Origin of the sequence: Streptomyces sp. Sge12 (assembly GCF_002080455.1) — a bacterium.
In the GTDB taxonomy this organism is placed as follows: Bacteria; Actinomycetota; Actinomycetes; order Streptomycetales; family Streptomycetaceae; genus Streptomyces.
In genome coordinates this window covers 5,979,826-6,002,449 of the sequence record NZ_CP020555.1, presented here as the reverse complement: position 1 = coordinate 6,002,449, position 22,624 = coordinate 5,979,826, and the positions used below count along the sequence as shown (strand labels likewise).

The window sequence follows — 22,624 nt, the reverse complement described above, 5'->3', positions numbered from 1 at the left end:
GGCGGTGTCACCAGACGCGGACCGAGCCGCCGCGGGCGAAGGCCGGGCTCGTGGCCTGCGGGGGCACGGCCGTCAACGGCTCGGCGATCTCCGTGACCAGCGGGCCGTGCTTCGCCGCGACCGCGTCCAGCAGCGCGAGGTCGAAGCCGTACACGCGGGCCGCGTTGCCGCCGACCATCGCGGCGACCTCCTCGCGCGGCAGGCCCGCGTAGGCGATGCGGAGGCCTTCGCGGGAGAAGGGGGTGGTGCCCTCGTCGTGGGGGTAGTCGGCGCCCCACATGATCTTGTCGAGGCCGATCCGCTCCCGCAGCGGGACCTCGTGGGGGCGCATGAAGCTCGCCCCCACGAAGCAGTTGTCCCGCCAGACCTCGCTCGGGCCCCTGCCCATCGACTCCGCGAGGCCCGCGCCGAACTTGGACTCGGCCGTGGCCGACGCCGCGACCAGCCGGCCGTGGTAGTAGTCCAGCATCTCCAGCACCCCGGGGATCCACCCGGAGCCCTGCTCCGTCAGGACCAGCTTCAGGCCCGGGTGGCGGTGGAAGGCTCCGCCGAAGACGAGGTGCCACAGGGCGCGGTGCGAGAACCAGGTCGTCTCCACCATGAAGACGGCCCGGGCCGCCGGTTCGTCGCCCAGGGGCGGCGAGGCCGAGCCGCCGTGGTGGTTGACCGGGACGTCGAGCTCGTCGCACACCGCCCAGATCGGGTCGTAGGCGGCCGAGTACAGCTCGGGGACGGTGGAGCCGGGCGGCACGCCGGGCAGCAGGATGCCGCCCGTCAGGCCCGCCTCCTTCGTGCGGCGGATCTCCTCGACCGCCGCGTCGACGTCGTTGAGGAGGATCTGGGCGACCCCCGCCCGGCGCCCGGGCGCGTCCGCGCAGAAGTCCGCCAGCCAGCGGTTGTGGGCCTGGAGCCCCGCCCACCGCATCTCGTACTCGGCGGCCGTCGGCGGCTGGGCCATGAGGGAGGCCTTGGGGAAGAACGGCGGGATGGTGTTGGGGAAGACGACCTCGGCGACGATCCCGTCGGTCTCCAGCTCCGCGAGGCGCCGCGCGGAGTTCCAGTTGCGGTCGGCGGTGTCCGCGAGGAGGTCCTCGTACGGGTTCACGTACGTGGCGGCCCAGGCGTCGAAGTCCTCGTGGTGGCGCTTCTCCAGGTACGGCTTGTAGTCCAGCAGGTCGGCGCCGGCGTGGCAGTCCGCCGAGATCACCGTGTAGCGGTCCTCGGACGTCACGGGTTCACCCCCAGCACGGGGAAGTCGTTGTCCGTGAGCCAGTGGCGGCCCACCGCGCGGGAGCGGGACCAGGAGGCCTCCACCGCCGCCTGGTCCGGGGACTGGCCCAAGTCCGCCGGGGTGGGGCCGATCCGGCGGGCGATCGGGGCCAGTTTCGCGGTGTCGAAGCCGAAGACCTCGGCGGCCGCGAGCCCCAGCATCCGGCGGGTCTCGGAGACCGGGATGTCGTGGAAGGTGTTCTGCAGCCAGGTCCGGGTGTTCGGCCAGGTGCCCTCGGGGTGCGGGAAGTCCGAGCCCCACAGGATGTTGTCCACGCCGATCTCGTACCGCTGGGCCAGCTCGCGGCGCTTGGTGTTCGTCGCGCAGATGAAGACCTGGCGGTCCAGGTACTCGCTCGGCGGCCGCTTCAGCTCCTCGAACGGCGAGAGCTTCTTGCCGCCGTGCGCGCCGAGGTAGAGCCGGTCCATGAACCACAGCTGGTTCGGCAGCCACCAGCAGCCCGCCTCGGCGACGCCGAACCGCAGGCCGGGGTGCCGCTCGAAGACGCCCGACCAGAGCAGGAACCACAGCGGCCGGGCCGGCCACCAGGTGACCTCGGAGACGAAGATGCCCAGGTGGTCGCCGTACTCGTGGCGCGGCGAGGACCCGGAGTGGGTGACGATCGGCATCTGCGTCTCGGCGGCTGCCGCCCAGACGGGGTCGTAGCGCCGGTCGTGGTAGGGCGCCTTGTCCACCCACATCGCGGGGATCATCAGCGCGCCCAGCCCGGACGCCTTGGCCCGGTGGATCTCGGCGACGACCTTCTGCGGCTCGCCCGTGATGGGGAGCAGGGCGACTCCGCAGTGGCGCTCCGGGTTCTGGCCGACGAACTCGGCGAGCCAGCGGTTGTGCGCCTGGGCGCCCGCCATGCCGAGCTCGGGGTCCTGGTCGCCGGAGAGGCCGAGGCCCACTCCGAAGGGGGCGGCGGTCTGGCTGTCGACGGCGTCCGCGTCGGGGAAGACGACCTCGGCGGCCACGCCGTCGCCGTCGAGTTCCTTCAGCCGCCGGCCGGTGTCCCAGCCGCCCTTGAGGCCTTCCTCGTGGTCGTGGAACCACTTCTCGGCGAAGGCCTCGTTGCGGACGCCCAGGCGGGTGGCCTCGGCACGGCGGGCGTCGCGCTGGCCGAGGAACTCGTCGAACTGGGGGTGGAAGCGGGAGTCCAGGTAGGGCCGGTACTGCTCGGTGGGCAGGCCCGCGTGGCAGTCGGAGGAGATGATCAGATACGGGTCTTCGTACGCTGCGTCGGACACGTCGGGCCCCTCAGTCGAGGATGAAGCTTTCCAGGTAGGCGGGGTTGGACCGGTCGAGCATCGACTGCGACCGGGCGCGGATCTGCCGGTCGCTGTGCTCGCCGGCCGGGAGCATCCAGAAGCGGTCGGCGCGGATGCCGTCGACGACGTGCTCGGCGACCTCCTCGACCGGGGTGAACCGCACCTCGTGGCCGGCCTTCTTCATCGCCGCCTCGTACTGGTCGAGGCTGCGGTACGGGGCCTTGCGCGGCCGTTGCTTCGCATAGCGCTCGGGCCGGTTGCGGTGCGACTCCCACAGCCCGGTGCGCAGCATGTGCGGTCCGGGGAAGAGGACGGAGGCCCCGACGGCGGTGCCCTCCGCCTTGAGGTGGGCGTAGAGCGACTCCGTCATGGTGACCACGGCCGCCTTGGTGACGGCGTACACGGAGGCGGTGGGCAGGGGGGCGATGCCGCCGTCGCCGGAGGAGGTGTTGACGACGTGGCCGGGGCCGCCGGCGGCGATCATGCGGGGGACGAAGGCCTGGATGCCGTGGAAGACCCCCCACACGTTGACGGAGAAGGCCCATTTCCAGTCGTTGGGCTCGTGCTCCCACATCCGGCCCTCGGCTCCGGAGCCGACGCCCGCGTTGTTGCAGAGCACGTGCACGGCGCCGAAGGCCTCGTAGGCGGCGTCGGCCAGCGCGTTCACGGAGTCGCGGTCGCTGACGTCGACCACCCTGGCGAGGACCTGGGCCCCGTCCGCGACGAGTGCATCGGCGGCCTTGCGCAGGGCGGACTCCTCGACGTCGGCGAGGACCACCTTCAGTCCTTCGGCGGCGAAGCGGCGGGCCATCGCGAGGCCGATGCCGCCGGCGGCTCCGGTGACGACGGCCACCTGTCCTGGTTCGAGTCTCATGTCAGACACTTCCCTCGGGCGGTCCGTCCAGGATCTGCATGGGGTCGTCGTAGCGCTGGTGGATGTAAGGGAGCAGGGCCTGTGCGCTGACCCGCTCCACGACCCGGCCCTTCTGGTCGGTGGTCTTCTCGCCGATGGTGATCTCCACGATCCGGCGGACGGGAAGGTCGGCGATCGGGTCGAACATCGACTCGCGCAGCACGACGTCGCCGGTGATGTGCTCCAGCTTGCGGACCTTCTCGTTGCGCGTGCAGTGCACGAGCACCGGGTCGGCGTCGAAGCCCGAACCGTCCACCGCGGGAAGGAACTTGAAGTAGAAGTCGGTCTTCTGTGAGGGCTCGGGCAGCGACAGCGCGCGGTCCACCGCGCCGCGCACCTCGACGAAGGCGATGCCGTGCCGGGCGAGCGAGGCGTGCACGACGAGGCCGTCGCGCTCCACGGTGACCTCGCCCAGCTTCTTCGGCTCGCCGAAGACCTCGCGGCCGCCGGTCAGGGCGCGCTCATGGGTCATCGGCATGACCAGGGGGTACCAGCCCTCCACCCCGCCGTGCCGGGCGGCGACAGCCACCGAGCCGGCGCCGAGCGGGTAGCCGGGCAGGTCGACCTTGCTGATGTTGGCCCGTACGAGGGGCCGGTCGGCCGGCTTCAGCGGCGGCGGCAGGACGGCCGCCACCACGTCGGGGTCGCTCTCCCAGACGGCCACGACACCGGTGGACCAGATGTCGGGGAGCTTCGAGCTCTTCTCGCGCGACGCCGCGATCTCGGCCTCGGTCCGCGCTCCGTACCGTACGCGTGCCATCTCTCGCACCATCCCTCGTCTCGGGGGGTCGGGTCCGCTCTGTAACACAGTTACACCGCCACCGATGAAGGGTAAAGACCCCTGCACGGACCAGAACTGACGATCCGACAGATTGGTGGTGGGACGGCCGTGGCCAGAACCACGCTCACCCGCGACGAGGTGCTGGAGGCCGCCGCCTCGCTCGTCAAGCAGCACGGCCCGGCCGCCCTGACCATGCGCAAGCTCGCCGCTGAGCTGGGCACCGCGGTGACGTCCATCTACTGGCACGTCGGCAACCGCGAGTCCCTCCTCGACGCGCTCGTGCAACGCACCGTCGAGGAGATGGGCGCCATCCGGCCGTCCGGCCGCACCCCCGCCGAACGGATCCTGTCCGTGGCCCGGATCCTGCGCCGCGAACTGCGCGAGCGACCGCACCTGATCGCGATGGTCCACGAACGGGGGCTCACCGAGCGGATGTTCCTGCCCGCCCAGCAGGCGCTCGTCCACGAGGTGCACGCCGCCGGGCTGCGCGGCGCCCGGGCGGCGGACGCGGTGCGCGCCGTCCAGTTCCAGGTCGTCGGGTACCTCCTCGTCGAACGCAACCGCGAGCGCGCTCCCGCGCAGTCCCCGGCCGAGAGCGAGCTCTGGGACCCGGCCGCGGCCCCGCACGACCCGGCCCTCGCCCGCGCCCTGGCCCGGCCCGCGGACCCGGACCGGCTGTTCCTGCTGTCCGTACGGGCCCTGGTGCACGCCCTGCTCGCGCCCGGCAGGTAGAGCGGGCCACGGCTGTCAGTCGGGGCCGATATCCTCTGTGACCATGCTCGACGACCGTACGACCGCAGACACGATGTGGCCGACCGCGTACCCACAGGGGTACGCGGTCGTCGACGTGGAGACCACCGGACTCGCTCGCGACGACCGGATAGTCTCCGCCGCCGTCTACCGGCTCGACGCCCAGGGCAATGTGGAGGACCACTGGTACACGCTGGTCAACCCGCGGCGGGACCCGGGACCGGTGTGGATCCACGGGCTGACGAGCGCGATGCTCGCCGACGCACCTCTCTTCGAGGACATCGCCGAGGAGTTCGCCGACCGCCTCGCGGACCGGGTGCTGGTCGCGCACAACGCCATCTTCGACTGGCAGATGATCGCCCGGGAGTACGCGCGGGCCGCGGCGACCGCGCCGGTCCGTCAGCGGCTGTGCACCATCGCCCTGTCGAAGGAACTGAACCTGCCGCTGCCCAACCACAAGCTGGAGTCCCTCGCCGCGCACTTCGGCGTGGTCCAGCAGCGCGCCCACCACGCGCTCGACGACGCCCGGGTGCTCGCGGAGGCCTTCCGCCCCTCGCTGCACGCGGCCGCGGAGGGCGGCGTACGGCTCCCCCTGCTGGAGTGCCGTCCGCTGACGGAGTGGTCGGACTCCGCCGCCACCCCACGGGTGGGGTACCAGGCCTCCTACCGGGGCGGCAGCTGGCGGCCCTCGCGCAAGCGGCCGCCGTGCCCGCACCCCAATCCGGGGCGCTTCGAGGACGGCAAGCCGCTGAAGCAGGGCATGCGGATCGCCTTCTCCGGGGACACCTCGGTGGAGCGGGAGCTGCTGGAGGACCGCGCGGTCGAGGCGGGCCTGCACATCGCGACGAGTGTGTCGCGGCTCACCAGCCTGCTGGTGACCAACGACCCCGACTCGGCGACCTCCAAGACCGTCAAGGCGAAGAGCTTCGGCACCCCGGTCGTGGACGAGGCGGCCTTCACCCAGCTGCTGCGGGACGTGGCCCCGGCCGAGTCCTGACCCCGGTACTGACCCGGTCCTGACCCGGCCCCGCCCCGGCCCTGACCGAACGGGCGTTGCGCCGGCCGGGTGCAGGCGCGGCGACTCACCCCGCTGGATCTTGTTCCGTTCCTTCCCCGTGCGCAGCATTCGGCCCATGGCACGTTGTGAGGTCTGCGGAAACGATTACGGCATGTCCTTCGAGGTGCACGCGCAGGGCGCCGTGCACGTCTTCGACTGCTTCTCCTGCGCCATCCACCGCATGGCGCCCGTCTGCGAGCACTGCCGGGTCTCGATCATCGGCCAGGGCGTCGAGGTCGAGGGGCAGTGGTTCTGCGGGGCGCACTGCGCCCGGGCGGAGGGGAAGGTGGGCATCGTCGACCGCGTCTGACTCCGTCCGGCACCATCCGACTCGTCCGCCTCCCCTCCCGACCCCGGACGGCCACCCGGCTGCCGGGGTCCTTCGCACTGCGGGTACCGTCGTGGGCGTGTACCGCTTTGTGCTGACCCGGCAGTGGGTGTTCCTCACCCTGATCGCCCTCGCCCTCATCCCCGTGATGATCAAGCTGGGGTTCTGGCAGTACCACCGCCATGAGCACCGGGTCACGCAGAACCAGCTGATCGAGGCGAACCTGCGGGCGAAGCCGGTACCCGTGAACGAGGTCACCTCCCCCGGACACCGGGTGCCCCGCGCCGACTTCTGGCGCGCGGTCACCGCGACCGGTACGTACGACACCGCGCACGAGGTCGTCGTACGGATGCGCACCGACAACGACGACAAGGTCGGCTTCCACGTCCTGACCCCGCTGGTCCTCTCCGACGGCCGGGTGGTCCTGGTCAACCGGGGCTGGGTGCCCGGCGGCGACGACCCGCGCGCCTACCCGCCGGTGCCGGCCGCGCCCGCCGGCGAGGTCACCGTCACCGGCCGGCTGAAGGCCGACGAGACCAGCGGCGGCAGCGGCATCAAGGACCGCAAGGGCCTGCCGGACCGTCAGGTGATGCTGATCAACAGCGCGCAGCAGGCCGAGTACCTGGGCCGTACGGTCCTCGGCGGGTACATGGAGCTGACCGCTCCGCAACCGGCGGACGGCAGCCCGGAGACCATCTCCGACCCCGACCACGACTCGATCGGCCCACACATGGCGTACGCCGTCCAGTGGTGGCTGTTCACCGGCGCGGTTCCGGTGGGCTGGGTGGTCCTCGTACGCCGTGAGAAGCGCGAGCGCGAGGAAGAGGCGGCCGGCGCCGAAGCCTCCCGGCAGGAGCCGGCGACGGCGTAGCGTGTCGGCATGGATCTTGGACTGAAAGACCGTGTCTACATCGTCACCGGGGCCACGCGCGGCCTCGGTCTCGCCTCCGCCCGGGAACTGACCGCCGACGGCGCGAAGGTCCTCCTGACGGGCCGGGACGAGAAGCGGGCGGCCGACGCCGCCGCCGAGCTCGGCCCGAACGCGGCCGGGGTCGCGGCCGACAACTCCGACCCGGAGGCTGCCGCACGGCTCGTCGCCACCGCCCGCGAGCGCTTCGGCCGCCTCGACGGCATCCTCATCAGCGTCGGCGGACCGGCGCCGGGCTTCGCGGCCGACAACACCGACGCGCAGTGGTCGGCCGCCTTCGAGTCGGTCTTCCTGGGCGCGGTCCGCCTCGCCCGGGCGGCCGCCGCCGAGCTGGGCGAGGGCGGGGTCATCGGCTTCGTCCTGTCGGGCTCGGTGCACGAGCCGATCCCCGGCCTGACCATCTCCAACGGCCTGCGCCCGGGTCTGGCGGGCTTCGCGAAGTCCCTCTCGCTGGAGCTCGGCCCGCGCGGGATCCGGGTCGTCGGTCTCCTTCCGGCGCGCATCGACACCGACCGGGTGCGCGAGCTCGACGCCCTGTCGGGTGACGCCGCGGCGGCGCGGGCCGGGAACGAGTCCCGCATCCCGCTGCGCCGCTACGGCGCCCCGGAGGAGTTCGGCCGTACGGCGGCCTTCCTGCTCTCCCCGGCGGCTTCGTACCTGACGGGCGTCATGCTGCCGGTCGACGGCGGCTCCCGGCACGGCTTCTGACCCACCGGGCGCCCGGCGTGATCGACGGGACGCCCCCTACGCCCCTACGTCACGCGCTGGGCCCGGTGGGACGTCACCTTGAGGCGGGCCTCCGCGGGGAGTTCCGGGAGGCCCGCCGAGGTGCGGGCGTGGGTCAGGACCGGGCCGGCCACGGCGGCCAGGGCGTCGGCGGGAACCGCGTGGGGTTCCAGTTGCAGCGCGACCCGCAGTGCCGGCGACCCGCGGCGGCCGCGCAGGGCGACCCGGCAGCCGGCGACCCCGTCCACGGCGCCGGCCTCCGCGGCCACCGCTTCCTCCAGCGCGCGCCCGCGCAGCAGGGCGAACGCCCCGTCCCCGCTGTCGACGACCACCGCTCCCAGCCGGGAGCGCCGCAGTTGGGAGAGCAGCCACCACAGCGCCAGCAGCACCACCACGGCGAGTCCGGCGGCCACCGCCCACCACCACCAGCCGTCGGCGTGCCAGTAGCGGCTGCGGGTCTCCTCGCTCAGCAGCGGGGCGTGGCGGCCGTGCAGCGGCCACGCGCCCGTCAGCACCACGATCCCCACCGCCAGCAGGACCGCTCCGGCCACCGCCAGCAGGATCCGGTTCACCGTCCCGAGCACCCCGTCACCTCCTGACCCGTACGCGCGGCTGCGGCGGGTGCGCGAGCCCCAGTTCCTCGATGCCGACGGCCAGGACCTCGTCCAGGTCGGCCCGTACGTCGTCCAGCTCGCGGAAGTGCGAGGTGGCCCGCACCCCGACCCGGGACCGGCCCACCTTGACCCGCACGGACCGCACCCCGGAGACCTCCATGGCCCGGTCCCGCAGGACCTGCGCGGCGTCCTTGCGCCCGAGCCCGGCGCGGACCCGCGCCCCCGCGTCCGTCCCGTCCGGGGGCCGCATCGGCAGGATCCCCCGGAGTCCGGGGGCGAGCGCCAGCAGCAGGAGCACCGCCCCTGCCAGGGCGACGGCCCCGGCGATCAGCTGCACCTCCAGGTCCGCGGGGGTGTGCGTGGCGAGGGCGTCCGTGAGATCGCGGCGCCAGCCCATGGCGGGCCGGTCGGCCCGTACGGCGGCCAGGTCGTACAGGAACAGGCCCGCCACCCCGAGCAAGACCAGGGCGGTGAGCGCGGCGGGTACCCGCCGCGCGGAGCGGAACCGGTGGACCCGGTCGGACCGGGGGGCCTTCACCGCAGCCGCCGGTCCCGCCCGTGGGCGGTCCGGGTGTGGGTGGAGTGCAGGTGCTCGATGTCGATGTCCACCTCGGGTACGGACATCGACGCGCACTCCTCGACACGGAGCGCGACCTGGCGGCGTACGGCCGCACACTGTGCGGCCAGGTCGGAGGGGTAGTCCAGCTCCAGGCTCACCCGGACCCGCGCGATGTCGTGGTGCACGGTGACGGTGGCGTGCGCGGGCGTGCCCGAGGTCGTGTCGAGCACCTCCCGGGCGGCCTGGGCCGCGATCTTGGCGACGACCCGGTCGGCGATCCGGGTGGCACCGCGGTCGCCGGCGGCGACCCGGGACACGGCGGAGCGCGGCGGTCCGCTGCTGCCGCTGATGCTCTTGCTGCTGGTGCTGTTGCTGCTGGTGCTGCTCATCGGCGCCTCACCCGCGCCGGTCGTCGCGGCGGCGGAACAGGTCCCCCGGTTCCAGGTCCCCGTCGAGGAACCTGCCCACGAGGAAGCCGATGGCGCCGAGTGCCGCCACCAGGAGGAAGGCCCCGAAGCCACCGAAGTAGCCGGCGAACGCCAGGGCCATGCCGGCGAACAGTCCGGCGATCGCCATGCTCATGCGGACTCCTCTCGGCTACTGGAGACGGGATTCCGGTTCCTCGTCGGGCTCGTCGGGCAGCTTGACGTCGCTGACCGCGATGTTGACCTCGACGACCTCCAGGCTAGTCATCCGCTCGACCGCCGAGATGACGTTCTCCCGGACCGCCCGTGCCACGGCGCGGATCGAGACCCCGTAGTCCACGACGATCTCCAGGTCGAGGGCCGTCTGTGTCTCGCCGACCTCCGCCTTGACCCCGCGGCTGACGCCGGCCTTGCCGCCGCCGGGCACCCGGTCGCGGACGGCCCCGAAGGTACGGGAGAGGCCGCTGCCGCTGCCCATGGCGTGTACGCCGACCACCTCGCGGGCGGCCAGCCCGGCGATCTTCTCGACCACCCCGTCGGCGATGGACGTACGTCCCCGGTCGCCGGGCGCCTTGCCGGAGCCCCCGGATACGGAGCCCCCTGATGCGGTTTCGGTCATCGCGTGTCCCTTCACATGGATAGCGGACTCACTCCGCACCACGTTAGGCGCCGGGCCGCGCCGGCGCTCCGGGACTACGCCGGTCGGCTGGCCGGCTTGCGCCGGTGCGCCGACCGGAACGCGGCCGTCAGTCGGAGAGACCCGCAAGGTCGCGCAGGCGGCGGGCCTGCGCCGCGCGCTCGGCGGCGCGCTGGTCGTCGTAGGGGCGGGACGTGGCGGAGCGCAGCAGCGTCTTCGTCTCGATCACGGCGTCCCGCGCCGGGGCGAGCAGGGCCGTGGTGAGGTCCTGGACGGCGGCGTCGAGCTCGTCCGCCGGGACCACGAGGTTGGCGAGGCCGACCCGCTCAGCCTCCTCGGCGTGCACGAAGCGGCCCGTCGCGCAGATCTCGAGCGCGCGGGCGTAGCCGACCAGGGAGGTCAGGGGCTGGGTGCCGGCCAGGTCGGGGACCAGGCCCAGGCTGGTCTCGCGCATGGCGAACTGCACGTCGTCCGCGACCACGCGCAGGTCGCACGCGAGCGCGAGCTGGAAGCCGGCGCCGATCGCGTGCCCCTGCACGGCGGCGACGGAGATGATGTCGTTACGCCTCCACCAGGTGAATGCCTCCTGGTACTCGGCGATCGTGGAGTCGAGCAGTTCGTCCGAACCGCGTGCCAGATCGAGGAAGGACGGCTCGCCCTCGAAACCTTCGGGGGTGAACGCCTGCCGGTCGAGCCCTGCGGAGAAGGACTTGCCCTCACCGCGCAGCACGACGACCCGGACGGTGCCCGGCAACAACCTTCCGGCCTCGGCCAAAGCCCGCCAGAGCGCGGGGGATTGGGCATTTCGCTTGGCCGGATTGGTCAGTGTCACCGTGGCGACCGTGTCGTCGACGGTGAGTCGTACGCCGTCCTTGTCGAGCAGAGCCATCTTTCATGCCTCCGGTGTGCAGTCGGCCGCAAGCTCGGCCTAAGTGACTGCACAGTAACCACCCAGCCGACCGGAAGGCCGACCGGGGGGTCACCGAAGGAACCGTCGGATCATGATGAACCTTGAATCCGTTGGAGCGTCGGAACCGATGGGACCGGGGTCAGGCCGTAGCCGCCTTCTTGCCACGCGTCGCGCCTCCGCGACCACGCAGCGATACCCCGGACTCACTGAGCATCCGGTGGACGAATCCGTAGGACCGGCCGGTCTCTTCGGCCAGCGCCCGGATACTCGCACCGGAGTCGTACTTCTTCTTCAGGTCTGCCGCGAGCTTGTCGCGCGCGGCGCCGGTTACCCGGCTGCCCTTCTTCAGAGTCTCGGCCACCCGTGCCTCCTCATGGGAAGTGCGCTCTGGACTTCTCATGATCACCCCTCCCACGCTTCCTGGCCACCCATTCAGCAAGGTCGGTACGACGGCATTTCCCGAGGGGTGGACACCCGAGCAGAACGGAATCTTCTCTTCCGCCGCATGACTTCCGTCACACTCCGCTGCCCCCGCCGGGAATCACCAGGTCAGGGGCGCGGAACCGGAAAACGAACGGCCCCGGTCGCGCACCCTCACGGGCGCCGCCGGGGCCGTCGTACGACGCGCAACGGTACGAGACCGTCTCACTCAGATGATGGATCACCCGTGAGCCGAATGATCCATAAGGAATTGGATCAGAAGCGGAACGGGAACCGGAACCCGGTCAGGCGAGGGCCACCAGGTCCCGGTAGTCCGGTCCCCACAGGTCCTCGACGCCGTCCGGAAGCAGGATGATCCGCTCCGGCTCCAGCGCCTCGACGGCGCCCTCGTCGTGCGTGACGAGGATGACGGCGCCCTTGTAGGTGCGCAGCGCGCCCAGGATCTCCTCGCGGCTGGCCGGGTCGAGGTTGTTCGTGGGCTCGTCGAGCAGGAGCACGTTCGCCGAGGAGACGACCAGGGTCGCCAGGGCGAGACGGGTCTTCTCGCCGCCGGAGAGCACCCCGGCGGGCTTGTCCACGTCGTCGCCGGAGAAGAGGAAGGAGCCGAGCGTCTTGCGGACGGCGACCAGGTCCAGGTCGGGCGCGGAGGAGCGCATGTTCTCCAGGACCGTGCGCTCCGGGTCCAGGGTCTCGTGCTCCTGCGCGTAGTAGCCGAGCTTGAGGCCGTGGCCGGGGACGACGGTGCCGGTGTCCGGCTTCTCGGTGCCCGAGAGCAGCCGCAGCAGGGTGGTCTTGCCGGCGCCGTTGAGGCCGAGGATGACGACGCGCGAGCCCTTGTCGATCGCCAGGTCGACGTCGGTGAAGATCTCCAGCGAGCCGTACGACTTCGACAGGCCCTCGGCCGTCAGCGGGGTCTTGCCGCAGGGCGCCGGGTCCGGGAAGCGGAGCTTGGCGACCTTGTCGGAGACGCGGACGGCCTCCAGGCCCGCGAGCAGCCGGTCGGCGCGCTTGGCCATGTTCTGCGCGGCGACGGTCTTGGTGGCCTTGGCGCGCATCTTGTCGGCCTGCGAGTTCAGGGCCGCGGCCTTCTTCTCGGCGTTCTGACGCTCGCGCTTGCGGCGCTTCTCGTCCGCCTCGCGCTGCTGCTGGTAGAGCTTCCAGCCCATGTTGTAGACGTCGATCTGGGAGCGGTTGGCGTCCAGGTAGAAGACCTTGTTGACGACGGTCTCGACGAGGTCGACGTCGTGGGAGATGACGATGAAGCCACCGCGGTAGGTCTTCAGGTAGTCGCGCAGCCAGACGATCGAGTCGGCGTCGAGGTGGTTGGTGGGCTCGTCGAGGAGCAGGGTGTCGGCGTCCGAGAAGAGGATCCGGGCGAGCTCGACGCGACGGCGCTGACCACCGGAGAGGGTGTGCAGCGGCTGGCCGAGCACCCGGTCGGGCAGGCCCAGGGCGGCCGAGATGGTCGCGGCCTCCGCCTCGGCGGCGTACCCGCCCTTGGTCAGGAACTCGGTCTCCTGGCGCTCGTACTGCTTCATCGCCTTGTCGCGGGTGCCGCCGGTGCCGGTGGCGATGCGCTCCTCGTTGGCGCGCATCTTCTTGATCAGTACGTCGAGACCGCGCGCGGACAGGATCCGGTCGCGGGCCAGTACGTCGAGGTCGCCGGTGCGCGGGTCCTGCGGGAGGTAGCCGACCTCGCCCGAGCGGGCGATGGAGCCGGCGGCGGGCTGGCCCTCGCCCGCGAGGCATTTGGTGAGCGTGGTCTTGCCCGCTCCGTTGCGGCCGACCAGGCCGATGCGGTCGCCCTTGGCGACGCGGAAGGAGGCGGACTCGATGAGGACGCGGGCGCCGGCGCGCAGCTCGATGCCGGTGGCGGTGATCACGGAAATACTCCAGGGCGGGTGGGGACGGCGGAAGGGGGGCAGGACGCGAAGCTTCGACGCCGCTAATCCGCGAGGAGATTTGCCATGAGAGACATTCTACCGGGGGTGTGCAACTGGTTTCCGGGCGCGGGCCGGGCCGCCCGCAGGCCTGCCGCCGCTCCCCCGCACCCCCCGTCCGTCCCCCGTCCGGATCAGTGGCTCTCCGGGGTGGCCGAGGCGCGTACCGGGATGAATGGGTTGATACTCGCCGCATGGGCGGAGACGCGACCGCACCTGTTTCACGCGTGGAGGGCGGTGCGGGATGCAGTTCGACGACGACGCCAGACTCGACGGCTCCGAGGTCGAGGACAGGCGCGGCGGCAGCCGCATCCCGGGCGGGAAGGCCACGGTGGGCGGCGGCATCGTCGGTCTCATCGCCCTGGTCATGGGGCTGCTGTTCGGTGTGGGGCCGGACCAGCTGGGGCTGTCCCCCACGGAGACGGAACCGGCGCCGGCCTCCTCGTCGCTCAGCGAGGTGCAGCAGGCCTGTACGACGGGGCAGGACGCGAACACCCGCGAGGACTGCCGGCTCGTGGCGGTCGTCAGGAGCACCCAGGCCTTCTGGAAGCAGGAGTTCGCCCGGCGCGGTGGCCAGTACACCCCGGCGAACACGGTGTTCTTCGAGAACCGGGTGAACACGGCGTGCGGGATGGCGACCGAGGCGGTGGGCCCCTTCTACTGCCCCGCGGACCGCAAGGTCTATCTGGACCTCGACTTCTTCGACGACCTGCGGACGAAGTTCGGCGCGACCGGCGGCCCCTTCGCGCAGGCGTACGTCATCGCCCACGAGTACGGGCACCACATCCAGAACCTGACCGGAACCCTCCAGCGGGCCCAGGACGGCCGGCAGGGCGCGAACAGCAATGCGGTCAAGGTCGAGCTGCAGGCCGACTGCTACGCGGGGGTGTGGGCGCACAACGCCACGAACGTCGCGGACGCGTCCACGGGGCGGCCGCTGATCAAGACGCTGACCGAGGACGACATCAGGGACGGGCTGGACGCGGCCGCCGCGGTCGGCGACGACCGGATCCAGGAGAAGTTCCAGGGCCGGGTGACCCCGGAGTCCTGGACGCACGGCTCGGCCGAGCAGCGGCAGCAGTGGTTCTACCAGGGCTACCGGACCGGCGACATGGCCCAGTGCAACACCTTCCGCTGACTGTCGGCGGCGCCTGCCATGCTGTGTGACGCGGGTCACCGTCACGAGAGGGAGTGATCGTCATGGCAGGCGTTCCGTCCATCTGTCCCACGCTGGTCTACCGCGATGCGAAGGCTGCCATCCGGCTGCTGACCGAGGCGTTCGGCTTCACCCAGGTCGCCGTCTACGAGGGTGAGGACGGCGCGGTGATGCACGCCGAGCTGGCGTACGGCAACGGCATGGTGATGCTGGGCAGCTCGGGCAGCGGCGGGGCCTTCGACAAGGCCATGCAGGGCGCCGGCCCCTCGGGGGTCTATGTCGTGGTCGAGGACGTGGACGCCCACCACCGGCGGGCGGTCGAGCACGGCGCGGAGATCCTGATGGAGCCCACCGACCAGGACTACGGCTCCCGCGACTACATGGCACGCGACGCCGAGGGCAACGTCTGGAGCTTCGGGACGTACGCGCCGCAGGTCTGACCCTGCCGACGCGCACGCCCCTGCGCCCTCACTCGCCGCCGGTGTGGACCTGGAAGGCGGCCCTGCGGACGGCCTTGGCCAGCGTCGGGTCGGGGTGGGCGGCGGCCAGCGCGACCAGCACCTGCACGGTGCGCGGATGGCCGACCGCGCGGACCTCGTCCAGCAGCCGGGGGACGGTGGTCCGGACGGCCGAGTCCAGGTGGCGGGCCAGCAGCTCGGCCTCGCCGTGGTCGGCGATGGCGGCCGCGGTGTCCACCCACAGCCAGGTCGACTCCTCCGCGGTCAGGACGTACTGCGCCTCGTCGGGGTCGATCCCGTCGTGCTCGGCGAGCCAGAGCAGGGCGTAGGGGCGCAGAGCGGGCTCGCGCACGGCGGCGCGCACCTCGGGCTCGGCGGGGGCGCCGACCACGCGCAGCGCCTCGAAGGCGAGGCCGCGCAGCAGGGCGTCCTCGCCGCGGGCCGCCTGCAGCAGCTCGGCCACGGCGTGGCCGACGGGCCGGGCGGCGAGCCAGGCCCGGTACTCGGCGCGGGCCGGGCCGGGGGTGAGCCGCGCGCAGCCGTGCAGCATGGCGGCGGCGGACTGCTCGATGTTCCCGGCGGGGCTCTGCGCCGCGACGCAGATCTGCTCCAGCTTGACCCAGACGGCCCAGCTTCCGAGCGGGGTGAGCGTGGCCCGGGCGGGGCCGAGGGTGACGGCGTCCACGGCGGCGAGTCCGCCGAGCGCCCAGCGCAGCAGCCGGGCGAGCGGGACGGGGCGGGCCTCGGCGGAGCCGGCCGCGGAGGTCAGGGCCGCCGCGGGCTCGGCCTCGTAGGGGATCTCGCAGCGCTCGTCGCGCAGTTCGGTGACGCGCTGCCCGAGCAGGTCGAGCAGGTCGGGAACGGTCACCGGGCCGGCGGAGAGCTGGAGCAGGGAGAGGAGCTGGGGCATCGCCTCGACGACCTCGGCGACGGCCGAGGGCGCGATGTCCGCGGGGGCGGGATGGACCAGCGACCAGGCGTCGAAGAGCGCGACCCAGCCGCGCAGTACGGCGGTGTCGTCGCGGTCCCAGGCGCGCAGCCGCCAGCCGGGGCGGGCGTGGCCGCCGTGCACCTCGACCAGTCCGGCGAGTCGGGCGCGGTCCCAGCCGACCCGGATCTGGCCGTGCGTCAGTCCCAGTTCTCCGGCGGCACGTTCGACGTCGGCGGCGGGCAGGGCGCCCGTGGGGGCGGGCCGGCCGCCGTCTCCGGCACCGAGGTTGAGCTCGGCCCAGCGGGTCAGGCGTACGGCGTCGGCGAGCGAGGCCCTGGCCCGGTTCGCGAGGTCGGCCGTGGCGGGCGTACCCGCCGGGGGCCGGGGCGCGGGCCGGGTACGTCGGTCGGTCACCGCCTTGCGGGCCGCGGCGACGGAGCGCGGCGAGACGAGTCGGAGTCTGGAGTCGCGAGCCAACTGCTCATCAGGCTTTCGGGACGTCACGGAAGCAGTCTCGCCCGTCACTGGCCGAAAGCCCAAACGGAACCGGTCGTTGCCGCCGGCCACCCGCAGTGCAGACCGGGACAAGCCGCCCGCAGGGCTCGGCCCGTCACAGGGCCTTCACATGACGGGGCCTTCGCACCTGGCTGTTCACGGCCGTTCGCGTGGCCGTTCGCCCTGATCCACCCCCCGGCCCCGGCCGGGCCCCCACCCGGCCTTCGCCGCGTCTTCACATAAGGGGAGTGAGGAAGCGGCGCAGGGCCTCCTCGTAGCCGGCCGGGTCGGCGTTCCACATCGCGCCGTGGCCGGCCCCGCCCACGGTGTGCAGGGTGACGAGATCGGGGCGGGCGGCGGCGAGGCGGCGGGAGGGCCCCCAGGGGGCGAGCGCGTCGTCCGGGCCGTGGAAGATCAGTACGGGGACGCGCAGTGCGCCGGGGTCCGCACCCGCCGGCCGGCGGTCGGCGCGCAGGCCCGCGCGGCCCTCGGCGGCCCGGACCGCCAGCGGCAGCACCACGGCCGGAGTGCCGCGTGCGGCCGCGAGTCCGCGCAGGGTGGTGTGCCAGTCGAGCACCGGCGAGTCCAGCACCAGCCCGGAGATCAGATGGGCCAGCGCCGAGCGCTCGGCCGCGTGCAGGGCCATGGTGGCGCCGGTGGACCAGCCGTGCAGGATCACCCGGCGGGCTCCGTAGCGCACGGCGTAGCGGATGGCGGCGTCCAGGTCGCGCCACTCCGATTCGCCGAGGTGGCCGAGGCCGTCCGGGGAAGCGGGGGCGCCGAGGTCGCCCCGGTAGCCGAGGTCCAGTACGGGGAGCCGGTGGCGGTGCAGGAAGGGCATGACCACCATCGGGTGCTCGCGGCTGCTGCCGAGCCCGTGCACGGTGATCACCCAGGTGTCGCGGACCGCGGGCACGAACCAGGCGGGCAGGGCGCCGAGCTCCCCGGGGATGTCCACGTCGGCGTGGTCGAGCCCGAGGGCGGTGCCCGGGTTGCCGACGTACACCTGGGGGGTGAGGGTGACGCGGGCGCCGGGGTGGAGGGTGCCGTGGGTGACGGATACGAGCTCCCGCACGACGGCGTCCGGGCCGGGGTCGGCGTCGGGGAGCACCGGGCCGACGACGGCGTGCACGCCGGGTGCGATCAGGCCGTAGGTGCCGGGGCGCAGGGAGGCGAGCGAACGGGTGAGGGTGATCCGGCCGGCGGCGGTGGAGTGGACGCTGAGCTTCGGCCCGCCGGGGAGCGGACGTCCGGGTTGGGGCCGCAGGGCCGCGTCGGCGGCGTACCGGCCGACGGCGACGGCGGCCGCGCCGGCACCCAGAAGGGTCGTGGTGACGGCCGCAGCCGTTGCTGTCGCGGTTCGCACGGCTCCAGTGTCGGGGCGCGACCGCGGGCGGGCCACCGGAGGAGATCCCTCCACCTCGGGCGCGGAGGAAGTGATCTAGGTCTCATTCGGGGTCCGGGAGGCGGGATCGCATACACGGCGACCCTGCTGCGGAGGGGTTCATTCACCCGGCTTTGACGTGCATTAATGGCGTTATCTACGCCAGAATCAGGACGAATGGCCCGATCGCACCCTGTCCCAGTACACCGGTCCGCCCGAGTCAGTTCACCTTCCGTTCATCCAGGTTGCCTACGGTCGCCGAGCCACTGACGTCAAACAGAAGCCTGGGTAAATGGAGCACATAACGCTTCTCCTCGGGATCGTGATCATTACCGCTCTCGTGTTCGACTTCACGAACGGTTTCCACGACACGGCCAACGCGATGGCCACCACCATCTCGACCGGCGCCCTCAAGCCCAAGACGGCGGTGGCCATGTCCGCCGTGCTCAACCTCGTCGGCGCGTTCATGTCCGTGGAGGTCGCCAAGACGATCTCCAAGGGACTGGTCAACGAGGAGGGCATCCAGCCAGAGGTGATCTTCGCCGCCCTGGTCGGAGCGATCCTCTGGAACCTCGTCACCTGGCTGGTCGGTCTCCCCTCCAGCTCCTCTCACGCCCTGATGGGTGGCCTGATCGGTGCCGCGGTCGCCTCCGCCGGCATCGGCGCGGTCAACGGCAGCGTCGTCGTCACCAAGGTCCTCATCCCCGCGATCGCCGCCCCGCTGGTGGCCGGCATCGCCGCGTACCTGGCCGCCAAGCTCACCTACAAGCTGGGCGACAAGGTCGGCGAGAAGACCTCCGCCAAGGGGTACCGCGCCGGTCAGATCGCCTCGGCCGGTCTCGTCTCCCTCGCGCACGGCACCAACGACGCGCAGAAGACGATGGGCATCATCACCCTGGCCCTCATCGCCGGCGGCGCCATCGCGCCCGACGCGAACCCCCCGGTCTGGGTCATCGTCTCCGCCGGTCTGGCCATCGCCATGGGTACCTACCTGGGCGGCTGGCGCATCATCCGCACCATGGGCAGCGGCCTGACCGACCTGCACCCGCAGCAGGGCTTCGCCGCCCAGACCTCGGCCGCGTCCGTCATCCTGGCCTCCTCGAACCTGGGCTTCTCGCTCTCCACCACCCACTCGTGCTCCGGTGCGGTCATGGGTGCGGGCCTGGGCCGCAAGGGCGGTGTGGTCCGCTGGTCCACCGCGACCCGCATGTTCGTCGCGTGGGGCCTGACCCTGCCGGCCGCCGCGCTGGTCTCGGCCGGTGCCGAGCTGGTCATGCGCATCGGTGACGTCGGCATCGCCGCGGTCACGCTCTTCCTGATCGGCTCCTGCCTGGCCATCTGGCTCATCTCGCGCCGCCAGGTCGTCGACCACAACAACGTCAACGAGGTGGAGCCGGCCGGCGCCGAGGAGCCGGGTGTCGTCACCACGGCGATCGCCGCGGTCACCGTCCCGCCGACCGTTGCCGCCGCCGGCACCATCGCCGCGGTCACGGACGAGGACCTCAGGGCCACCATCCCGGCCGCGACGCAGACCCCGGCCGCTCCGGCCGCCGCGGTCTGACCGAGACAGAGACCACGCAGAGACCCGCACCCTTCAGAAAGCGGCAGTATGAAGATCGACTGGGAAGCGCTCGGCTCCGTCTTCGGGGTCAGCCTCCTCGCCACCGTCGCCCTCGTGGCCCTCTTCACCCTGGGCCTGGTGGGCCTGTCCAAGCACGAGACCGCGACCGAACAGGGCGGCACCGCCACCCTCGCCCGCAGCGGCGCGTACGCCTGCTTCGCGCTCGTCGCGGCTGCCGTGGGCTACGCGATCTACCTGATCGTCGCCTGATCCGCCGCTCCGCGGCCGATCGGGCGTGAAGGCTCCCTCCGGGTTTGTCCCGGAGGGAGCTTTTCGCATCCCGCGCCCCTACCGCGCCGCAGGTCAACGGCGAGTTGACGGGCTTCGCGGTGCATGGTGGACTGCCCGAGCCAATACGGCGGCATGGAGAGGAAGTCCGGTGCGAATCCGGCGCGGTCCCGCCACTGTCACCGGGTGCGCACGCCGCGCGTGCGTCCCGGGAGCCAGGAACTCTCGCCGCCGGACACGTCGAACCAGGGCGCGGACCCTGAGTGAGGACATACCTGCCACCATGCGTGCCGATCGCGTCTTCGCGTACGGCGTCACGGCGGGCCTGATCGGCGACCGGATCCTCGGTGATCCGCGCCGAGGGCACCCCGTGGCCGCCTTCGGACGAGCCGCCGCCGCCGTCGAGCGCTCCCTGTGGCGCGACGACCGCGCCCGGGGCCTCCTGCACACCCTGGTGTGCGCCGGGGGCGCGGCAGCCGTCGGAGCGCTGGGCGCCCGCGCCGTGCGCTCCCGGCCCGCCGCCGTCCGTATCGCCCTGACCGCCGCCGCCACCTGGGCCGTCGTGGGCGGCACCTCGCTGGGCCGGGAGGCCCGCGCCATCGGCGGCGCGCTCGCCGCCGGGGACACCGAGGTGGCCCGCGAGCGGCTGCCGCACCTGTGCGGGCGCGACCCGCAGTCCCTCGACGGGCAGCAGATGGCCCGCGCCGTCGTGGAGTCCGTCGCCGAGAACACCTCCGACGCGGTGGTCGGGGCCCTGGTGTGGGGCGCCGTCGCCGGGGTCCCCGGGCTGCTGGCCTTCCGCGCCGTGAACACCCTGGACGCGATGGTCGGCCACCGGTCCCCCCGCTACCTGCACTACGGCTGGGCCTCCGCCCGCCTCGACGACCTGGCCGGCTGGCCCGGAGCCCGGCTGACGGCGGTCGCCGCCGTACTGGCCGGACCCGACCGGCGGGGCGCCGTACGGGCCTGGCGCGCCGACGCCGCCGCGCACCCCAGCCCGAACGCCGGCCCTGTCGAGGCCTCGTTCGCCGGGGCGCTCGGCGTCCGGCTGGGCGGGACCCTCGCCTACGGGGGCCGGGTCGAGCACCGGGCCGTGCTGAACGGCTCCGCCGGGCGTCCGGTGGAGGTCGCGGACATCGAGCGCGCGGTCCGGCTGTCGCGGCAGGTGACCTGGCTGGCACTGGGCGCCTGCGTGGCCGCCCGGCTGCTGGTATCCCGTACGACACGGAGGGGGCGGCGCGGATGAGCGGCGCGAAGCGCGGCGGGGGTCTGCTGGTCGCGGGCACCACGTCGGACGCGGGCAAGAGCGTGGTCACGGCGGGCATCTGCCGCTGGCTGGCCCGGCAGGGCGTGAAGGTGGCGCCCTTCAAGGCACAGAACATGTCGCTGAACTCCTTCGTCACCCTGGAGGGCGCCGAGATCGGCCGCGCCCAGGCGATGCAGGCCCAGGCGGCCCGAGTGGAGCCGACCGCGCTGATGAACCCGGTGCTGCTCAAGCCGGGCAGCGACCGCAGCAGCCAGGTGGTGCTCCTGGGCAAGCCGGTGGGCGAGATGAGCGCCCGCGGGTTCTTCGGGTCCGAGGGGTCGTCCCCCGGGAAGGCGCTGCACGGCGGGCGCCAGGAGCAGTTGCTCGGCATCGTCACGGACTGCCTGGAGCAGCTGCGGGGCACGTATGACGCCGTGATCTGCGAGGGGGCGGGGAGTCCGGCCGAGATCAACCTGCGCCGGACCGACATCGTGAACATGGGGATCGCGCGGGCCGCGCGGTTCCCGGTGGTCGTGGTCGGGGACATCGACCGCGGCGGGGTCTTCGCGTCCTTCTTCGGGACGACGGCGCTGCTGTCCCCCGAGGACCAGGCCCTGATCGCCGGGTACATGGTCAACAAGTTCCGCGGCGACGTATCGCTGCTGGAGCCGGGCATGGAGATGCTGCGCGGCCTCACGGGCCGGGCCACCTACGGGGTGCTGCCGTTCCGGCACGGGCTGGGCATCGACGAGGAGGACGGCCTGCGGGTCTCGCTGCGCGGTGCGGTACGGGAGTCCGTGGTGGCGCCGCCGGTCGGCGCGGACGTGCTGCGCGTCGCCGTGTGCGCGGTACCGCTGATGTCGAACTTCACGGACGTCGACGCGCTCGCGGCGGAGCCGGGGGTCGTGGTGCGGTTCGTGGACCGGGCCGAGGAACTGGCCGACGCGGACCTGGTCGTCGTACCCGGCACCCGGGGCACGGTGAAGGCCCTGCAGTGGCTGCGCGAACGCGGGCTCGCTGACGCGCTGTTGCGGCGGGCCGCCGAGGGGCGGCCGGTGCTGGGCATCTGCGGCGGCTTCCAGGTGCTGGGCGAGCGCATCTCGGACGAGGTCGAATCCCGGGCGGGCGAGGTCGACGGCCTCGGGCTGCTCCCCGTACGGGTCCGCTTCGAGCGGGAGAAGACCCTGGCGCGGCCCTCCGGGACGGCGCTCGGCGAGGAGGTCACCGGCTACGAGATCCACCACGGCGTGGCCGAGGTGCTGGGCGGCGAGGCCTTCCTGGACGGCTGCCGGGTCGGATCGGTGTGGGGCACCCACTGGCACGGCTCGCTGGAGTCGGACGGCTTCCGCCGGGCGTTCCTGCGTGAGGTGGCGGCGGCCGCTGGACGCGCCTTCGTCCCGGCGCCGGACACCTCGTTCGGTGCGCTGCGGGAGGAGCAGCTCGACCTGCTGGGCGACCTGATCGAAGAACACGCCGATACGGATGCGCTGCTGCGGCTCATCGAGGACGGCGCCCCCGCGGGCCTGCCGTTCCTCCCCCCGGGCGCACCGTGACG

General features: G+C 72.7%; 25 protein-coding genes and 1 riboswitch. Of the genes, 11 read left to right on the top strand and 14 right to left on the bottom strand.

All coding sequences use genetic code 11. The features are described 5' to 3' along the window. Positions 1-7 precede the first annotated feature (7 nt). From B6R96_RS26930 to B6R96_RS26915, 4 genes are read right to left on the bottom strand one after another with little or no spacing between them, the layout of a single operon-like run. Positions 8-1,231, bottom strand: a complete 1,224-nt coding sequence (locus B6R96_RS26930) for an amidohydrolase family protein (protein WP_081523875.1) — start codon at positions 1,229-1,231, stop codon at positions 8-10. Continuing rightward, the gene (locus B6R96_RS26925; RefSeq protein ID WP_081523874.1) at positions 1,228-2,520 is read right to left on the bottom strand and encodes an amidohydrolase family protein; all 1,293 of its coding nucleotides are present in this window, start codon (positions 2,518-2,520) and stop codon (positions 1,228-1,230) included. The genes B6R96_RS26930 and B6R96_RS26925 overlap by 4 nt, the downstream gene beginning before the upstream one ends. A gap of 10 nt (positions 2,521-2,530) precedes the next feature. Next, positions 2,531-3,415, bottom strand: coding sequence for an SDR family NAD(P)-dependent oxidoreductase (locus B6R96_RS26920; RefSeq protein ID WP_081523873.1), 885 nt, complete (start codon positions 3,413-3,415; stop codon positions 2,531-2,533). A gap of 1 nt (position 3,416) precedes the next feature. After that, entirely contained in the window at positions 3,417-4,214 is a 798-nt protein-coding gene (locus B6R96_RS26915) for an acetoacetate decarboxylase family protein (protein ID WP_081523872.1), read from the bottom strand. A 129-nt stretch (positions 4,215-4,343) separates the two neighbouring features. Here B6R96_RS26915 and B6R96_RS26910 point away from each other — a divergent pair, with 129 nt between their 5' ends. The 5 genes from B6R96_RS26910 to B6R96_RS26890 all read left to right on the top strand — a co-directional run bounded on the left by B6R96_RS26910 (position 4,344) and on the right by B6R96_RS26890 (position 8,006). Beyond that, positions 4,344-4,967, top strand: coding sequence for a TetR/AcrR family transcriptional regulator (locus tag B6R96_RS26910; protein ID WP_030386494.1), 624 nt, complete (start codon positions 4,344-4,346; stop codon positions 4,965-4,967). A gap of 37 nt (positions 4,968-5,004) precedes the next feature. After that, positions 5,005-5,982: a DEDDh family exonuclease gene (locus B6R96_RS26905; protein ID WP_081523871.1), complete on the top strand. Its 978-nt coding sequence runs from the start codon at positions 5,005-5,007 to the stop codon at positions 5,980-5,982. Positions 5,983-6,118: 136 nt separating this feature from the next. Then, positions 6,119-6,352, top strand: a complete 234-nt coding sequence (locus tag B6R96_RS26900; RefSeq protein ID WP_078938101.1) for a hypothetical protein — start codon at positions 6,119-6,121, stop codon at positions 6,350-6,352. Between the two features lie 97 nt (positions 6,353-6,449). After that, a complete protein-coding gene (locus B6R96_RS26895; protein ID WP_081525276.1) occupies positions 6,450-7,241 on the top strand; it encodes an SURF1 family cytochrome oxidase biogenesis protein in 792 nt (263 codons plus the stop codon). 9 nt (positions 7,242-7,250) lie between these two features. Next, a complete protein-coding gene (locus B6R96_RS26890; RefSeq protein WP_081523870.1) occupies positions 7,251-8,006 on the top strand; it encodes an SDR family oxidoreductase in 756 nt (251 codons plus the stop codon). Positions 8,007-8,050: 44 nt separating this feature from the next. Here B6R96_RS26890 and amaP read toward each other — a convergent pair whose 3' ends face one another. The 8 genes from amaP to B6R96_RS26850 form a co-directional block, all read right to left on the bottom strand. Then, complete coding sequence (gene amaP / locus B6R96_RS26885) at positions 8,051-8,608, bottom strand: alkaline shock response membrane anchor protein AmaP (protein ID WP_030386556.1); 558 nt, start codon at positions 8,606-8,608, stop codon at positions 8,051-8,053. Between the two features lie 4 nt (positions 8,609-8,612). Next, positions 8,613-9,176 (bottom strand): DUF6286 domain-containing protein, encoded by a 564-nt coding sequence (locus B6R96_RS26880; RefSeq protein WP_203351661.1) that lies wholly within the window; start codon positions 9,174-9,176, stop codon positions 8,613-8,615. Next, positions 9,173-9,586, bottom strand: a complete 414-nt coding sequence (locus tag B6R96_RS26875; protein WP_081523868.1) for an Asp23/Gls24 family envelope stress response protein — start codon at positions 9,584-9,586, stop codon at positions 9,173-9,175. Before B6R96_RS26875 ends, B6R96_RS26880 begins: the two co-directional genes overlap by 4 nt. A gap of 7 nt (positions 9,587-9,593) precedes the next feature. Next, complete coding sequence (locus B6R96_RS26870) at positions 9,594-9,779, bottom strand: hypothetical protein (RefSeq protein ID WP_030386559.1); 186 nt, start codon at positions 9,777-9,779, stop codon at positions 9,594-9,596. 15 nt (positions 9,780-9,794) lie between these two features. Beyond that, positions 9,795-10,241, bottom strand: coding sequence for an Asp23/Gls24 family envelope stress response protein (locus B6R96_RS26865; RefSeq protein ID WP_081523867.1), 447 nt, complete (start codon positions 10,239-10,241; stop codon positions 9,795-9,797). A 127-nt stretch (positions 10,242-10,368) separates the two neighbouring features. Then, the gene (locus B6R96_RS26860; protein WP_030386561.1) at positions 10,369-11,148 is read right to left on the bottom strand and encodes an enoyl-CoA hydratase/isomerase family protein; all 780 of its coding nucleotides are present in this window, start codon (positions 11,146-11,148) and stop codon (positions 10,369-10,371) included. A 160-nt stretch (positions 11,149-11,308) separates the two neighbouring features. Next, entirely contained in the window at positions 11,309-11,530 is a 222-nt protein-coding gene (locus B6R96_RS26855; RefSeq protein WP_030010789.1) for a helix-turn-helix domain-containing protein, read from the bottom strand. A gap of 364 nt (positions 11,531-11,894) precedes the next feature. Beyond that, positions 11,895-13,493, bottom strand: a complete 1,599-nt coding sequence (locus B6R96_RS26850) for an ABC-F family ATP-binding cassette domain-containing protein (protein ID WP_030386562.1) — start codon at positions 13,491-13,493, stop codon at positions 11,895-11,897. Between the two features lie 301 nt (positions 13,494-13,794). Between B6R96_RS26850 and ypfJ the strand changes: the two genes are divergently transcribed. Both ypfJ and B6R96_RS26840 read left to right on the top strand, forming a co-directional pair. Further along, positions 13,795-14,688, top strand: coding sequence for a KPN_02809 family neutral zinc metallopeptidase (ypfJ, locus tag B6R96_RS26845; protein WP_030386563.1), 894 nt, complete (start codon positions 13,795-13,797; stop codon positions 14,686-14,688). Between the two features lie 62 nt (positions 14,689-14,750). Next, positions 14,751-15,146, top strand: coding sequence for a VOC family protein (locus tag B6R96_RS26840; protein WP_030386564.1), 396 nt, complete (start codon positions 14,751-14,753; stop codon positions 15,144-15,146). Between the two features lie 28 nt (positions 15,147-15,174). Here B6R96_RS26840 and B6R96_RS26835 read toward each other — a convergent pair whose 3' ends face one another. Then, on the bottom strand, positions 15,175-16,599 hold the full coding sequence (locus B6R96_RS26835) for a hypothetical protein (protein WP_384508743.1): 1,425 nt from the start codon (positions 16,597-16,599) through the stop codon (positions 15,175-15,177). A gap of 226 nt (positions 16,600-16,825) precedes the next feature. Next, positions 16,826-17,956 (bottom strand): alpha/beta hydrolase family protein, encoded by a 1,131-nt coding sequence (locus B6R96_RS26830; protein WP_081523866.1) that lies wholly within the window; start codon positions 17,954-17,956, stop codon positions 16,826-16,828. Positions 17,957-18,266: 310 nt separating this feature from the next. Here B6R96_RS26830 and B6R96_RS26825 point away from each other — a divergent pair, with 310 nt between their 5' ends. From B6R96_RS26825 to B6R96_RS26810, 4 genes are all read left to right on the top strand, one after another. Further along, positions 18,267-19,535 carry an inorganic phosphate transporter gene (locus tag B6R96_RS26825; RefSeq protein ID WP_081523865.1) on the top strand — a complete coding sequence of 423 codons (1,269 nt, stop codon included), beginning with the start codon at positions 18,267-18,269 and terminating at the stop codon, positions 19,533-19,535. Positions 19,536-19,583: 48 nt separating this feature from the next. Continuing rightward, positions 19,584-19,805, top strand: coding sequence for a hypothetical protein (locus B6R96_RS26820; protein ID WP_030386568.1), 222 nt, complete (start codon positions 19,584-19,586; stop codon positions 19,803-19,805). A 100-nt stretch (positions 19,806-19,905) separates the two neighbouring features. Beyond that, positions 19,906-20,070: riboswitch (cobalamin riboswitch) on the top strand. A 36-nt stretch (positions 20,071-20,106) separates the two neighbouring features. After that, positions 20,107-21,069: a cobalamin biosynthesis protein gene (locus tag B6R96_RS26815; RefSeq protein WP_081523864.1), complete on the top strand. Its 963-nt coding sequence runs from the start codon at positions 20,107-20,109 to the stop codon at positions 21,067-21,069. Next, on the top strand, positions 21,066-22,622 hold the full coding sequence (locus B6R96_RS26810) for a cobyric acid synthase (protein WP_081523863.1): 1,557 nt from the start codon (positions 21,066-21,068) through the stop codon (positions 22,620-22,622). The genes B6R96_RS26815 and B6R96_RS26810 overlap by 4 nt, the downstream gene beginning before the upstream one ends. Positions 22,623-22,624: the final 2 nt, after the last annotated feature.

Excerpts from the sequence above, each read along its gene's own strand:
- B6R96_RS26915 (WP_081523872.1), bottom strand. The coding sequence starts at position 4,214 with ATGGCACGCGTACGGTACGGAGCGCGGACCGAGGCCGAGATCGCGGCG.
- B6R96_RS26860 (WP_030386561.1), bottom strand. The coding sequence starts at position 11,148 with ATGGCTCTGCTCGACAAGGACGGCGTACGACTCACCGTCGACGACACG.
- B6R96_RS26920 (WP_081523873.1), bottom strand. The coding sequence starts at position 3,415 with ATGAGACTCGAACCAGGACAGGTGGCCGTCGTCACCGGAGCCGCCGGC.
- B6R96_RS26820 (WP_030386568.1), top strand. The coding sequence starts at position 19,584 with ATGAAGATCGACTGGGAAGCGCTCGGCTCCGTCTTCGGGGTCAGCCTC.
- B6R96_RS26900 (WP_078938101.1), top strand. The coding sequence starts at position 6,119 with ATGGCACGTTGTGAGGTCTGCGGAAACGATTACGGCATGTCCTTCGAG.
- B6R96_RS26865 (WP_081523867.1), bottom strand. The coding sequence starts at position 10,241 with ATGACCGAAACCGCATCAGGGGGCTCCGTATCCGGGGGCTCCGGCAAG.
- B6R96_RS26890 (WP_081523870.1), top strand. The coding sequence starts at position 7,251 with ATGGATCTTGGACTGAAAGACCGTGTCTACATCGTCACCGGGGCCACG.
- B6R96_RS26875 (WP_081523868.1), bottom strand. The coding sequence starts at position 9,586 with ATGAGCAGCACCAGCAGCAACAGCACCAGCAGCAAGAGCATCAGCGGC.
- B6R96_RS26840 (WP_030386564.1), top strand. The coding sequence starts at position 14,751 with ATGGCAGGCGTTCCGTCCATCTGTCCCACGCTGGTCTACCGCGATGCG.
- B6R96_RS26825 (WP_081523865.1), top strand. The coding sequence starts at position 18,267 with ATGGAGCACATAACGCTTCTCCTCGGGATCGTGATCATTACCGCTCTC.
- B6R96_RS26815 (WP_081523864.1), top strand. The coding sequence starts at position 20,107 with ATGCGTGCCGATCGCGTCTTCGCGTACGGCGTCACGGCGGGCCTGATC.
- B6R96_RS26870 (WP_030386559.1), bottom strand. The coding sequence starts at position 9,779 with ATGAGCATGGCGATCGCCGGACTGTTCGCCGGCATGGCCCTGGCGTTC.
- ypfJ (WP_030386563.1), top strand. The coding sequence starts at position 13,795 with ATGCAGTTCGACGACGACGCCAGACTCGACGGCTCCGAGGTCGAGGAC.
- B6R96_RS26810 (WP_081523863.1), top strand. The coding sequence starts at position 21,066 with ATGAGCGGCGCGAAGCGCGGCGGGGGTCTGCTGGTCGCGGGCACCACG.